The 14,565-nt window shown below is 48.1% G+C and carries 12 protein-coding genes (1 of these 12 only partly in view); 1 reads left to right on the top strand and 11 read right to left on the bottom strand.

The window, feature by feature from the left end:
* Window positions 1-218: the start of an HD-GYP domain-containing protein gene (locus BFJ94_RS19255; protein WP_120464110.1), read on the bottom strand. The gene continues 877 nt to the left of window position 1, outside the view; only the first 218 of its 1,095 coding nucleotides appear in the window; its start codon is at window positions 216-218; its stop codon lies beyond the left edge, outside the window.
* A gap of 189 nt (window positions 219-407) precedes the next feature.
* Entirely contained in the window at window positions 408-2,951 is a 2,544-nt protein-coding gene (gyrA, locus tag BFJ94_RS19250; protein WP_120464109.1) for a DNA gyrase subunit A, read from the bottom strand.
* Between the two features lie 321 nt (window positions 2,952-3,272).
* On the opposite strand from gyrA, the gene BFJ94_RS19245 reads away from it, so the two are divergent.
* On the top strand, window positions 3,273-4,052 hold the full coding sequence (locus BFJ94_RS19245) for a YheC/YheD family protein (RefSeq protein ID WP_120464108.1): 780 nt from the start codon (window positions 3,273-3,275) through the stop codon (window positions 4,050-4,052).
* Window positions 4,053-4,138: 86 nt separating this feature from the next.
* Here BFJ94_RS19245 and gyrB read toward each other — a convergent pair whose 3' ends face one another.
* The 9 genes from gyrB to gnd all read right to left on the bottom strand — a co-directional run bounded on the left by gyrB (window position 4,139) and on the right by gnd (window position 14,474).
* A complete protein-coding gene (gene gyrB / locus BFJ94_RS19240) occupies window positions 4,139-6,055 on the bottom strand; it encodes a DNA topoisomerase (ATP-hydrolyzing) subunit B (protein WP_120464107.1) in 1,917 nt (638 codons plus the stop codon).
* Window positions 6,056-6,088: 33 nt separating this feature from the next.
* Window positions 6,089-6,337 carry an extracellular matrix regulator RemB gene (gene remB, locus BFJ94_RS19235; RefSeq protein ID WP_120464106.1) on the bottom strand — a complete coding sequence of 83 codons (249 nt, stop codon included), beginning with the start codon at window positions 6,335-6,337 and terminating at the stop codon, window positions 6,089-6,091.
* A gap of 17 nt (window positions 6,338-6,354) precedes the next feature.
* Window positions 6,355-7,467 carry a DNA replication/repair protein RecF gene (gene recF, locus BFJ94_RS19230; RefSeq protein WP_120464105.1) on the bottom strand — a complete coding sequence of 371 codons (1,113 nt, stop codon included), beginning with the start codon at window positions 7,465-7,467 and terminating at the stop codon, window positions 6,355-6,357.
* Between the two features lie 46 nt (window positions 7,468-7,513).
* Window positions 7,514-7,729 carry a S4 domain-containing protein YaaA gene (gene yaaA, locus BFJ94_RS19225; protein WP_120464104.1) on the bottom strand — a complete coding sequence of 72 codons (216 nt, stop codon included), beginning with the start codon at window positions 7,727-7,729 and terminating at the stop codon, window positions 7,514-7,516.
* A gap of 219 nt (window positions 7,730-7,948) precedes the next feature.
* Window positions 7,949-9,091 carry a DNA polymerase III subunit beta gene (dnaN, locus tag BFJ94_RS19220; protein ID WP_120464103.1) on the bottom strand — a complete coding sequence of 381 codons (1,143 nt, stop codon included), beginning with the start codon at window positions 9,089-9,091 and terminating at the stop codon, window positions 7,949-7,951.
* Between the two features lie 279 nt (window positions 9,092-9,370).
* Window positions 9,371-10,717 carry a chromosomal replication initiator protein DnaA gene (gene dnaA, locus BFJ94_RS19215; protein WP_120464102.1) on the bottom strand — a complete coding sequence of 449 codons (1,347 nt, stop codon included), beginning with the start codon at window positions 10,715-10,717 and terminating at the stop codon, window positions 9,371-9,373.
* A gap of 537 nt (window positions 10,718-11,254) precedes the next feature.
* Entirely contained in the window at window positions 11,255-12,799 is a 1,545-nt protein-coding gene (gene gntK / locus BFJ94_RS19210; protein WP_120464101.1) for a gluconokinase, read from the bottom strand.
* An 82-nt stretch (window positions 12,800-12,881) separates the two neighbouring features.
* On the bottom strand, window positions 12,882-13,562 hold the full coding sequence (locus BFJ94_RS19205; RefSeq protein WP_120464100.1) for a GntR family transcriptional regulator: 681 nt from the start codon (window positions 13,560-13,562) through the stop codon (window positions 12,882-12,884).
* Between the two features lie 12 nt (window positions 13,563-13,574).
* Window positions 13,575-14,474, bottom strand: coding sequence for a phosphogluconate dehydrogenase (NAD(+)-dependent, decarboxylating) (gene gnd / locus BFJ94_RS19200; RefSeq protein WP_120464099.1), 900 nt, complete (start codon window positions 14,472-14,474; stop codon window positions 13,575-13,577).
* Between the last annotated feature and the right edge of the window lie 91 nt (window positions 14,475-14,565).

The raw sequence follows: 14,565 nt of genomic DNA, 5'->3' as shown, positions 1-14,565 counted from the left end.
TTCGATAGATCTGCAGCATGGGAGCCTGTGGCCTCCCGTTGCCCATTCACGGACGTCTCATCCACCTCTACATATCCGACCATAAAAGCATGAAGTATATCCAAATCTCGTGGTAAGAGCACCTTCCCTTTTTGCAGTAAAAGCCCGCCAAGTGGGGTATACACATGATTTGCTATTTTGAGACCAGGTCTTAAATCTGCTACAGGGATACTCGCCATGTTCTTAATCTCTCCTTGGATAAATCTTCAGATTGATATGATATGTGAAAATATGCGAATTATAGTTACAAAGCACTATAAGGCTATAGTCATTATATTACGAGTTAACTAGACCAACAATCCTCCTTTTTAACGCTGTAATGTAATGAAAGAGGACTTCCTGATGGAAGCCCCCTTAAATACGTGCTGTTATTCTTCGTCTGTTCCAGATGCTTCGCTCTCATCATCAGTAGGGATTTCCTCTGAATTCAAGTTGGAACTAACGCCATTGATCTCGTTCAGTTCATCCGCCTCTTCATCATCGTGGTCATCGCTCTTGTCGGAACGGCAGACCGTAGCTACGGAATCTTCGTCACGAATATTAATCAGCTTAACCCCTTGCGCATAACGTCCCATGGTGGAGATCCCCTCCATGCTCATCCTGATCAAGGTTCCGCTGCTCGTAATGATCATCAAATCCTCGTCGTCCTTAACAACCTTCAGGCCGACTACAGGGCCGTTCTTGTCAGTAATGTTGATCGTCTTGATCCCTTTACCGCCGCGGTTCTGAATGCGATAGTCAGATACCGGAGTACGCTTACCATAGCCCTTCGTCGTGACGATCAGAATCTCCTGATCTGGAACGATCACGTCCATTCCGATCAGTTCATCATCCGCATCGAGCGTAATCCCCTTCACACCGGTAGCTGCCCGTCCCATCGATCGTACATCGCTCTCTGGGAAGCGGATCGACATCCCTTTGGCCGTACCCATGATGAGCTCCTGCTCGCCATCCGTAAGTCTGACGTCAATCAGAGTATCATCCTCGCGGAGATTAACCGCGATGAGCCCGCCTTTGCGAATATTAACATAATCTTCAAGCGGCGTCTTCTTCACGATCCCGTGACGGGTCGCAAAGAACAGATACTTGCTCTCATCAAATTTCTCCACAGGAATCACAGCATTAACCGTCTCGCCTTGCTCAATCTGAATCAGATTGATAATAGGCGTCCCACGTGCTGTCCGGCCAAGCTCTGGAATCTCATAAGCTTTAAGACGGTAAGCCTTGCCCCGGTCGGTGAAGAACATCAGATAATGATGCGTATTCGTCACGAACAGATGCTCGACGAAGTCATTATCCTTCGTGTCCATCCCGACGACGCCCCGGCCGCCCCGTTTCTGACTGCGATAGGTCGTAACCGGCAGACGCTTGATATAGCCCGTATGAGTGATCGTAATGACGACCTCCTCCTGCGGGATCAAATCCTCATCCAAGATGCTCTCTTCGCCGACTATAATTGCCGTACGGCGATCATCGGAATAGCGTTCGCGGATTTCCTGCAGTTCATCGCTAATAATCTGCAATACCAGCGATTCATTGGCAAGAATTTCACGGTATTCTGCGATCTTCATCAGCAGCTCCTGGTATTCAGCCTCGATCTTCTCACGTTCCAAGCCGGTCAGACGTTGGAGACGCATATCCAGAATAGCCTGTGCCTGCTCTTCACTCAGACCGAAGCGTTCGATCAAGCCATTGCGGGCGATCTCGGCAGTCTGCGAGCTGCGGATCAAGGCGATAACTTCGTCCAGATGATCCAGCGCAATACGCAAGCCTTCCAGAATATGAGCGCGAGCTTCGGCCTTCTTCAGATCGAATTCTGTCCGTCTGCGAATCACCTCAACCTGGTGCAGCAGATAATGATGAAGCACTTCCCGTAGCGTCAATATCTTCGGTTCATTATTTACGATCGCCAGCATATTGATGCCAAAGGTACTCTGTAAGGAAGTATGTTTATATAAGTTATTCAATACAACGTTAGGATTAACATCCCGACGCAGCTCGATAACAACCCGCATTCCATTACGGTCTGACTCATCGCGCAGATCGGTGATGCCGTCGATTCTCTTCTCGCGAACCAGTTCGGCGATCTTCTCGACGAGGCGGGCTTTATTGACCTGGTAAGGCAATTCATCAACGATAATCCGCGCCTTATTGTTATTCTCTTCAATGGTCGTCTTAGCGCGCATCGTAATCGAGCCGCGGCCCGTCGTATACGCCTGACGAATACCGGAACGTCCGACAATATAGCCAGCAGTCGGGAAGTCCGGTCCCTTGATATATTCCATCAATTCCAAGGAATCGATGTCCGGGTTCTCGATCATTGCCTGAACCCCATCGATGACCTCACCCAAATTATGCGGTGGAATGTTGGTTGCCATCCCGACAGCGATCCCCGATACGCCATTAACGAGCAAGTTCGGGTAACGCGCTGGGAGAACCACCGGTTCATGTTCCTCACCATCATAGTTTGGCATGAAATCGATCGTCTCTTTATTAATATCGCGCAGCATTTCCATCGCTATCTTCGATAGACGCGCCTCCGTATAACGCATCGCTGCTGCAAAGTCACCGTCGATGGAGCCGAAGTTACCATGCCCTTCAACGAGCATATAACGCATCGAGAAATCCTGCGCCATCCGTACCATAGTCTCATATACAGCTGAATCACCATGAGGGTGGTACTTACCGATTACTTCGCCGACGATTCTTGCTGATTTCTTAAACGGCTTGTCTGGATACATACCGAGCTCGGACATCGCATACAAAATGCGCCGATGGACAGGCTTCAAACCATCCCTAACATCGGGCAAAGCACGGCTGACAATGATGCTCATCGCATAATCCATAAAGGATTCGCGCATTTCAACATTAATGTCCCTATCTACGATTTGCGAAAATTTTTCCTCCGCCATGCTGGACCTCCTAGAAATTTATCCATGTGCCTATGCAAGGATGATTATGAAAAAAGCCAGTCATTAACATAATTGCACAAAAACGGCTTACATAAACGTAACGATTTTCATCCTATCTCTCATAGATCACAATTAAATGGGGATGTGTCCATTCCCATTGTTACGTATCTTCATACACTGAAAATATAGGCAATTTATTCGATTCATCAAAAAACTTATAAAATCCCCGCATCTTATAATTATATCATTGTTTATCTCTCCTGTCCTATGTTTTTCATACGTTAGGGCAGCATCCGGGGTACAGAAAGGAAGGATAAGTCGTTGGCGATACAGCGCATAGCAAGTAAATGGGAGAAGACCGTCATTTTACGGCAGAATGAACTTATACATCCTTACATTCCAGATACAAGAAAATACTCTGTCGAACATCTTGGAGATATGTTGAATACTTATGGCGTCGTATTTATCAAGCCGGATTGCGGAACTTACGGGATTGGGGTTATGAGTGCCGAACTGTGGCGTGACGAGCTTGATTCTAGTGCCAACCCCAATTATAAACTCAGGCATGGCATTCACACTGAGATGTTTCCGACGCTCGAGGAACTACACGCGGCGATCACTCCTCATATTGGCAAAAGATTGTACCTGATTCAAACTGGAATCCGTACTCTGACCTTCCGGCGCTCCAAATTTGATATCCGCGCCCTCGTCCAGAAGACACCCCACAAGAACTGGGAAACGACCGGATTTATCGGACGGCTGGCAGCTCCGCAGAAGATCATCACCAACTACCGCAGCGGTGGCACCATTATGACGATTGAGAATTTATTCGCCCCCCATCTCACACCGAAGCAGTTTACTTCTGTGTACAAGGAAATGAAAATACTAGGGGTGCGCGTTGCCGCCCAGCTCGCCCGCAGATTTCCGAATCTGAAAGAGATCGGTCTCGACCTGGCGATCGATGAGCAGCTTCATATCTGGATTCTGGAGGTTAACACTCTTCCCGCACTTTTCCCGTTCAAGCATCTGCATAACAAGAGTATCTATAAAAAAATTCGTCGCTACGCTGTCCACTACGGGCGGCTGAAATCACTAAAATAGAGCGTCCCCATCAATACGGGAATAGACGAAGGCCGAGCTGAGGATCTACTACCTCTTCTCGGCCTTCGTCACCGGGATTATATCGCTTAGATATCCAGGTTTTTCACATATTTGGCATGTTCATGGATGAAGTCGCGCCGCGGCTCGACATTGTCACCCATCAGCACATCGAATATTTTATCTGCTTCCATCGCATCGGAGATCGATACCTGCTGCATAGTGCGGCTCTCCGGATCCATGGTTGTCTCCCATAACTGCTCAGCGTTCATCTCGCCGAGACCTTTATAACGCTGAATATTGTATTTCGCATTTTCGCCAAATGAAGCGATGATCTCATCGCGCTCCGCTTCAGAACCGGCATAACGAACGACCTTATTGCGTTCTACCTTGAACAGAGGCGGCTGAGCGATATAGACATATCCTGCCTCGATGATCTTCCGCATGTAACGGAAGAAGAACGTTAATAGCAGGGTACGAATATGAGCACCGTCGACATCGGCATCGGTCATAATGATGACCTTGTGGTAACGGGCTTTGGAGAGGTCGAATTCTTCCCCGATCCCGGTACCTAGCGCCGTAATGATTGCCCGGATCTCCGCATTGCCAAGAATGCGATCGAGGCGCGCCTTCTCTACGTTCAGAATCTTCCCGCGCAGCGGCAGAATCGCCTGGAAATGACGATCACGGCCTTGCTTGGCCGATCCGCCTGCGGAGTCACCTTCGACGATATACAGTTCGCTAAGCGTTGCGTCCTTGGAGGAGCAGTCAGCCAGCTTACCTGGGAGGGCGCTCACTTCAAGTGCACTCTTACGGCGTGTCAATTCCCGCGCCTTGCGGGCAGCTTCTCGCGCACGGGAGGCCTGCAAGGCCTTCTCGAGAATTCGACGCGACACCGCCGGATTCTCTTCCATGAATTCCTGTAGCTTCTCCGCGAACAGGGATTCTACGATTCCACGCACTTCACTGTTGCCAAGCTTCGTCTTCGTCTGGCCTTCGAACTGTGGCTCAGGGATCTTCACGGAGATGATCGCCGTCAAACCTTCACGCGCATCATCCCCGCTCAGATTAGAGTCATTATCCTTGATCATACTGTTCTTGCGGGCATAATCATTAATAATTCTCGTCAGCGCACTCTTGAAGCCCGATTCATGCGTACCGCCCTCATGCGTGTTGATGTTATTAGCGAAGGAGAAGATATTCTCCGTGTAGCTGTCATTATATTGCAGCGCGACTTCGACCTGAATCATATCACGCTGGCCTTCCACGTAAATCGGCTCTTCATGCAACACTTCTTTGTTATGATTCAAATATCTGACGTATTCCTTAATTCCACCTTCGTAGTGGAAGGTCTCCGAGACCCCCGAGCGTTTGTCTGTCAAGGAAATATTGATGCCTTTATTCAGAAAAGCAAGCTCACGAATCCGCATCAACAGCGTGTTATAGTCAAAGACGGTCGTCTCTGTAAAAATCTCCGGATCGGGATGGAAGGTCGTCTTCGTTCCGGTCTCTTCCGGATCGCCATTGCCGATAACGCGGATGTCATATTGAGGGACGCCACGGCGATATTCCTGTTGATAGGTATGACCGTCCCGTCTCACTTCTACGACCATTTTCTCGGACAGGGCATTTACAACAGACACGCCGACCCCGTGCAGCCCCCCGGATACTTTGTACCCGCCACCGCCGAACTTACCACCCGCATGGAGAACGGTCATAACAACCTCAAGGGTTGACTTTTTCATTTTCGGGTGTTCACCGACCGGAATGCCGCGTCCGTTATCGATAACGGTCACGCTATTATCTTCATGAACTATTACGTCAATCTTATCAGCGTAGCCGGCCAATGCTTCGTCAATACTGTTATCAACGACTTCCCAGACCAAATGATGCAAGCCCCGTGCACTGGTTGAACCGATGTACATCCCCGGACGTTTGCGGACAGCCTCCAGGCCTTCCAATACCTGTATCTGACTCTCATCATACGATTGTTCGTTCATAGACATGCCTTCACCTACTTCTATAGATTCAATTCAAGATCACACCAAATAATTGAGGTTGGTCTTCTTCTTCAATGTGGAGGAGGAGATCGGCGAGTAGTACACGATATTCTTGGTGACAACGATCGATTTGGCTTCTTCCTCTCCAATTCGTACCACATTCTTCCCCTCGATCGCATGACTTACGAACTGTTTGGAAATCTTCGACGACTTCTCAATCGATATATCAAAGATCGCTACCAATTCCGATGAGAGAATGATCCTTTCTCCCCCTAAATGAATGTACATCGCCTTATCTTCCCACCTTATCTCTGGACTTGTCCCTCTTGAACATGAAAAATGCTGGCGTTCTGAAGCCGGCTCTCGTTAATACTCTCAATTCCCGTAGCCGTGATGAACGTCTGCACTTTGCTCTGAAACGTCTCAATCAATTGGGTTTGACGAAAAGGATCAAGCTCGGACAATACATCATCCAGAAGCAGGATCGGATATTCGCCGATCTCCTCGTTAATAAGCTCAATCTCCGCCAATTTAAGTGATAATGCCGTGGTCCGCTGCTGTCCCTGTGAACCATAGGTTTGTGCTTCATTGCCATTAATATAAAAGGTTATATCATCGCGATGAGGACCCGAAAGGGTCATACCGCGGCGGATTTCTTGATCTTTCATTTGTGATAACTTTATCATAAATTGCTGCAATAAGACAGCTTCATCTTCCGTCTCAGGCTCTCCGAACGAAGGGAGGTAGGATAGTTTCAGCTTCTCGCTCCCCCCGGTAATGCCGTCATGAATCTGTTCCGCCCATTTTTGCAGTTTCTTTATAAATTGTTTCCTCTTCTTGATAATTTTAACACCATGCTCCGCTAATTGCTCATTCCAAATCTCCAGCATGACCGAAAGCTCCGCTTCCTTCCCCCAAGCCTGCTTGAGCAGATTGTTCCGTTGGACCAGCACTTTCTGGTATTGCTGCAGATGGTATAAGTAGCTAGGCTGTACCTGCCCGATCTCCATGTCCAGGAAGCGGCGCCTTACGCCAGGGGTTCCCTTCACAATCTCCAGATCCTCCGGGGCGAACATAACGGCATTGAGCGCGCCGACGAATTCGCTTAGCTTGCGCTGCTCCAGTCCGTTAAGCTTGGCCTTCTTGCCTTGGCTGGAGAAGCGCAGCTCCAACTGGACTGTACCATACTTCTTCTCTACCTCAGCAGAGGCAATGGCATGGTCCTGTCCGAAGGAGATCAGCTCGCGATCTTTGCTCGTACGATGGGATTTGGTCAGGGCAAGGACAAGCAAGGCCTCAAGCAAGTTAGTCTTGCCCTGGGCATTGCGGCCGAGGATGAGATTGACATCCCCGAAGGAATCGAGATGGAGTGAGTCGTAGTTTCGATAATGCTGCAAGCTTAATTTATTTACAAACACGATAATTCATGCCCTCATTTCCACCCGTCTGATCAGGTTCAGGGAGCTACTTGCTGGCCACTTGAAAAATACCGCAATCCCGCACTTCGACAATATCCCCAGGGTACAGCTTGCGGCCGCGACGCTCTTCAGGCTCCTCATTCACGCTAACCGCCCCATCTTGCAGGAGGGCCTTGGCCATACCGCCTGTATTCACACAGTCAGCCAGCTTCAGAAATTGATCCAGCTTAATATACTCATCCGAGATGCTAATCTTCTTCATCCTCTTTTTGAACTCCCTCTCTACTCATTAGGTTCAAAAAGATCGGTTTTCAGCACCGAGAAGGTTGGATGAAGCTGGGACTGAGAAGCGCAGCGTACGTAGTGTGTACGTGAGCATCGGAAGGCCCAGCTGAATTCAAGGTTCGATGTCGAATCCACTTCCTGATTCATCCTGATTCACTTCGTGATCAAAAGCGATCTTTTTGAACTCCCTATAAAGTTAATTGGTGGTGCGGTACGGCAGGATCAGATAGAGGCTCTGGCTATCATCCATAGGCTTGACGATCATCGGGCTCATCGCCCCGGTAAAGCCAATATGCAGCTGCTCGCTCTCAACCACCTTAAGCACATCAAGCATATATTTAGAGTTAAAAGAAATCCGTAGCGGATCTCCGGTATACTGAGCGACTTCCAATTGCTCAACAACCTTCCCGAGTTCAGTAGAACTGGAGGAAATCTCTATTGTACCATTATCGAAAGTTTGCAGGCGGACAATATTGGATTTCTCCTCACGCGACAGCAAATAAGCGCGATCGATGGATTCGCTCAGCTGCTTCGTATCGATGATCAGCTCCGACTTATAATTGGTCGGGATAATGCGGGAGGTATCCGGATAAGTCCCGTCCAGAATTCGTGTGTAGAACAGTACACGGTCAATTTTAAATAATACCTGATTATCGGCGACTACGATATCCACAATCGTATTCTGGTCAGGCACGATCTTGCTCAGCTCATTGAGTGTCTTACCGGAAATAACGACATTGCTGACGCGCACATCATCCGCATTATCAATTTGGGCGGTGCGACTAGCCAGCCGGTGGCGGTCAGTGGCAACCAGCTTAAATTCATTTCCTTGAATGTCCCATAAAATACCTGTCAAAATCGGCGAAGTCTCATGCGTAGAAATCGAGAAAGTCGTCTGTTTGATCATATTCTTAAGCAATTCGCCGGGGATCGAGATCACTTCATTCTCCTCAATGCTAGGAAGTACTGGATATTCCTCAGGGTCCATCCCCACCATTTGGATATCGGTTGAGCCGGAAGTAATTCTTGTCTGGAATCCCTCTTGAACCTCCATCTCAATTTCTGAGGAAGGCAGCTTCTTGATAATCTCTACGAAGAATTTGGCTGGTAGTACGACACTCCCCGGACGCTCTACCTGCACGATTTGCTTCTCACTATCCTCAACGGGAATAAAGGCTTGAATCGATATGTCTGTATCGCTGGCAGTCAGCGTCATTCCTTGATAATTCACTTCAATCTTGATCCCGGTCAGAATCGGAATCGTTGTACGGCTGGAAATGGCTTTGTTGACATGTTGGATCGATTCATTCAATTCATGTTTTAAAACGCGGATTCTCATAAATTCAACTCCTAAGGAAAGTATCTTGTTCTCATTTTAAAGATTTAACGGTTCTATATCATCTCATATAAGCATAAAAGTAAAACAATTAGCTTGTTCCGTGGGAAGGGGCAGACCTGCCGATTTGAGTTGCGGCAAGTGCCGCTATTATTAAGATGAAATATATTAATTTATAGTAATAGTAGTAGTAGGTACCCTGAATATGTGGATAACAAGTCAAATCATATGAAATGAAGCCTATCCACATGTGCATATCATGTGCATAGGCTTATAGCTTATTCAGGATGAATTTTTTATTTTTTCTGTGATGTTGTTGATAACTTTGTTGAGCTCCTGATCATTCTTAATCTGCTTCGATATCTTCTCATGAGCATGAATGACGGTTGTATGATCGCGGCCTCCGAAGGCTTCGCCAATCTTCGGCAGTGAGAAATCGGTCAATTCCCTGGATAGGTACATCGCAATCTGGCGCGGGAAGGCGATGGCCTTCGTCCGCTTGCGTGCCTTGAAGTCTTCCATCTTGAGGTTGAAATATTCCCCGACTTTCTGCTGAATATCCTGAATCGTAATCATCTTCGGACGACTGGAAGGAATAATGTCCTTTAAGGCTTCCGCAGCCAGATGAGTCGTAATATCCTGATTAATCAAGGAAGAGTAAGCTACGACGCGGATTAGCGCTCCTTCCAGCTCCCGGATATTCGTATCGATCTGATTGGCGATATATACCATCGCTTCATTCGGAATATCGAGATTCTCGGCCTTGGCCTTCTTACGCAAAATAGCGATCCGCGTCTCCAGATCTGGAGGCTGAATATCGGTAATAAGTCCCCATTCAAACCGGGATCTCAGCCTCTCCTCTAAGGTCGGAATCTCCTTAGGCGGTCGGTCACTGGAGATGATAATCTGCTTCCGCTCTTCATGAAGTGCATTGAAGGTGTGGAAGAACTCCTCCTGTGTAGACTCTTTCCCGGCGATAAATTGAATATCATCAATCAGCAATATATCGATATTTCGATACTTGTTGCGGAAGTTCTCCGCCCGGTTATCCCGGATCGCGTTAATGAATTCATTCGTAAATTTCTCAGAGGAAATGTATACGACCTTGCTGCTGGGGCTATGCTCCAGAATATAGTGCCCGATGGCGTGCATTAGATGCGTCTTGCCAAGGCCCACACCACCATATAAGAACAGTGGATTGTAAGCTCTCGCCGGTGCTTCAGCAACGGCAAGGGAAGCGGCGTGTGCAAATCGGTTCCCGGACCCAATAACGAAAGTATCGAAGGTGTACTTGGGATTAAGCATATGAGATATGCTCTCCTCGGTTTGGACGGGGGCCTGCGGTTCCTTATTGGTTGGGGGTTGCTCGGGTGGGGCTGATTCCTCAATAACGAAGGTTACTTCCACCTGCTTACCAAGATATTCATAGACCGTGGTAGCAACTAATTTCGTATACCGACTCTCAAGCCACTCCACGGCAAAGGTGGTGGGAGCTGAGATTACGATGGAATGATCATCGATGGATACGACCTTGGTTGCTTTGAACCAAGTGTCGAAGCTGGGCTTGCTGAGCTTGGTATTGATGATGGATAAAATGTTCTGCCATATTTCAGAGGTATGGCTATCCACAGACTGTCACTCCTTTTAAATCATCCAATTGTGGCATGAGCCATGCAAAAAAAGTCGAAAAAACATAAATAAAGGGGAGATTTATCCCCATAGCTAAGTAAAATGTAATCATTATAAAAGTGGATAACTTTGAATTGTTCACAATATTATCCACAGCCTGTTGATAATTTTATAGTGTTTTTTAGATATTCACAGTGAAAGCAATATAATCATAGCAAAAGAAGCCTTATATTTCAATGGAATGCGCGGATTTATCCACAAATTCAATAACTTGTGTATAAATTCCGTCAACAACACTATATATTGTTTATAATCTGTTTAAAAATCGACAGAAGGTGTTAATTTACGAAAAAAAATATGCACAGCTTATACCGAGGGATCGAAAAATGTTAGTTGAGAGGTGTGTATAATACGTTGATCGATGACTAATGGGAAGTTGCCCTTATTTGCCCCAAATTTCGTGTATATGTTGTATAGATATACAAAAACAGGCCCTGACGATTCGTCAGGGCCCATCTTATATAATTAAGAATCAGTTCAGTTAGCGTGGAAATTACGCTGAAATTCGGCAATGGCTTGATAATCCTCCTCCAGCTTGCGGGAGATCCGGATGTAGATCGGAAGCAGTTCCTTGTAGATGGCGGCATGCTCGCGAAGGGGTTTATGCTCATGGGTTTGACCGATCATGTCAGCAACCTGGCTGAAGGAGTCAATTTTGCCCAAAGCATAGAGGCCTAGCACGGCAGCTCCCAGACAGGAGCTCTCGAAGCTCTCCGGGATGATGACGGTCTGATCGAAGATATCGGCCATCATTTGTCGCCATAGCGGAGAACGGGCAAAGCCGCCCGTTGCCTGAATCTTCAGAGGCTGGCCAATCTGTTCCTCCATCGCTAGCAGCACGGTATAGAGGTTGAAGATCACGCCCTCCAGAACTGCGCGAATCATATGCTCCTTCTGATGATGCAGGGTGAGGCCGAAGAAGGAACCGCGGGCATTCGGATTCCACAGCGGAGCCCGCTCTCCCGAGAGATAAGGGTGGAAGAGAAGGCCGTCAGAGCCAGGCGGAACCCGCTCGGCGATCCTGGTCAGCACATCATAAGAGCTGATTCCGAGCCGTTTAGCGGTTTCTACCTCAGAGGCAGCTATCTCGTCACGGACCCAGCGGAAGATGCCACCGCCATTATTCACAGCTCCGCCGATCACCCAATGGTGCTCTGTGAGAGCGTAACAGAATATCCGGCCCTTCGGGTCGGTTCTCGGTTCATCTATGACCGTGCGGATCGCTCCGCTAGTGCCGATGGTTACAGCGACAACCCCGGGATCAATCGCCCCGACACCCAGATTGGAGAGGACTCCATCGCTGGCGCCGATGACGAACGGGGTAGAGGAGGGCAGCCCCATTTTCTCGGCAAATTCAGGGGCAATCCCATGCAGAACATGCGTCGGCGATACGAGGGGTGATAACTGCTCAGCTGTAATTCCGGCGATATGCAGAGCTTCTGCATCCCAATTCAGCTGCTTCAGGTTCATTAGACCCGTAGCGGAAGCGATGGAATAATCGACGATATATTTTCCAAACAGCTTGAAGAAGACGTATTCCTTAATAGATATAAATTTGCTAGTTTTATTGAAAATATCAGGTTTTTCGTGGCGCAGCCACAGGATCTTCGTGAGCGGCGACATCGGATGGATCGGGGTCCCTGTGCGCAGATAGATTTCATGCCCGCCCATTTCCTTCTTCAGTCTGTCTGACCATCCAACACTGCGGTTATCGGCCCATGTCAGGCAGCGCATCAATGGTGTTCCAGCTCGGTCTACCGGAATTACACTATGCATTGCCGTACTGAAGGATACGAACATGATCTGACCTGGCTTCATTTTACCCTGCTCGTTCACTTGCTTCACGGCCTGCAGGACGGCTGCGAAGATCTCCTCCGGGTCCTGTTCAGCAATATCGGCAGAGGGGGTGTAGAGTGGGTACCCTATGTTTGAGCTTGCCATCACTGTACCGTTTTCCTCATAGAGTACCGCCTTCGTGCTAGTTGTTCCGATATCAACACCGATCATATATGACGTATTCATAACTACCCTTCTTTCTATAAAAGAGGTATAAGAGGTTGCTCCATAAATCCAGGCGTTACGTTAGTAAGTCAATACGATTGCTCTAATGGGAATCCGGGATGCTTGTATGTAAGGTCTGGATGGAATCCTCGAAGTATTCCTCGACATTACTGGCGATGATGTATGGATCTTTGGATTCGAGGCCTGCTAACAGCTTGCGATGCTTATTGACCACATAATTGACCTTGTAATCATCCTGGGATAAGACCTGCTCGGTCGTAATCAGCATGACGGTCATCACAATTTGACGGATACTCAGCCACAGATGCCAAATCCGGGTATGATGCGCAGCGGTAATGATCATTTCATGAAAAGAGAGATCCTGGTAAGCGAACTCGACCACATCACGGTGCTTGCCCGCCAGCTCCATTTTGTCGATAATCTGCCGCAATTGCAGGATCAATGGGGCTGAATCTTCGCTAGCGAGGCGCTTCCAAGCGAAGCTCTCGATGAGGTAGCGAACATCATACAGCTCTTCGATATCCTGTACTTGAAGTCCATTCACCACCGCGCCCATTCTCTGCAAAGTAATAAGCCCTTCATTAGACAGCGTTTTCAAGGCTTCGCGCACAGGAGAGCGACTGGCTCCAAAATCTGCAGCGATGCGATTCTCTGATAGAACCGTATCCGGTTTAATAAATCCGCTAATAATTTGCAGGCGCAGCTCACTGGCGATCGATTCGCCGAGTGAACTGCCCTTTAACCAACTTGAGGGAAACTTCATGATTCTAACTCCTTATTTGCTTGATTCGACAGCATGGCCACCAAATCCATTGCGCAGTGCGGCAACGACTTTGCCATGGAAGGTGTCATCCTCAAGGGAACGATAGCGCATGAACAGGGACATAGCGATGACCGGTGCGCTTGCTTGCAGCTCCAGCGCTGTCTCCACAGTCCATCTCCCTTCTCCCGAGGATTGCATCACTCCGCGGATGCTCTCCAGCTTCGGATCCTTGGCGAAGGCATCCTGCATAAGCTCCATCAGCCAACTGCGGATAACTGATCCGTTCGACCATACTCGGGCTACATCTTCATAACTGTATTCATATTGACTCTTGTCCAGAACTTCGAAACCTTCGGCTATTGCTTGCATCATACCATATTCAATTCCGTTGTGAACCATCTTCAGGAAATGACCGCTGCCAGGCTTGCCTGTATACATATAGCCGTTCTCTACGGCAATATCCTTGAATATCGGTTCGATGCTGCGGAATACCGCCTCGTCTCCGCCGATCATGAAACAGCCGCCTTGTTCAGCGCCCTCAATGCCGCCGGAGGTTCCAATATCGAAGAAATGGATGCCGGATTTCGCCAGCTCATCGGCCAGTTGAACGGAATTCTTATAATGAGAGTTGCCTCCGTCAATGACGATGTCGCCTTCACTCAGAAGAGGGGTTAGGCTTGTAATGACCGAATGAAGGGCGGCACCGGCCGGAACCATAATCCAAATAATTCGCGGCGTTTCCAGGGCTGCGACCAGCTGCTCCAGACTGGATGCAGGGATAGCACCGTGCTCGGCCACTTTACTTACTGCGTCAGAATTCATATCATAGGCTGCAACTTCGTGATTGTGGCGCAGCAAGTTCATGACCAGATTATGGCCCATTTTTCCTAGACCTATCATTCCTAGTTTCATAAAATACATCCTCTCAGTATACTTGTATACAACTATACACTACAGATCATACTCCGAACCCCAGGGACTGTAAATAATTAAAAAAGCAGAT

The sequence above is a fragment of the Paenibacillus aceti genome (genome assembly GCF_003614185.1).
Taxonomy (GTDB): Bacteria; Bacillota; Bacilli; order Paenibacillales; family Paenibacillaceae; genus Fontibacillus; species Fontibacillus aceti.
This window is presented reverse-complemented; position numbering and strand designations above follow the sequence as displayed.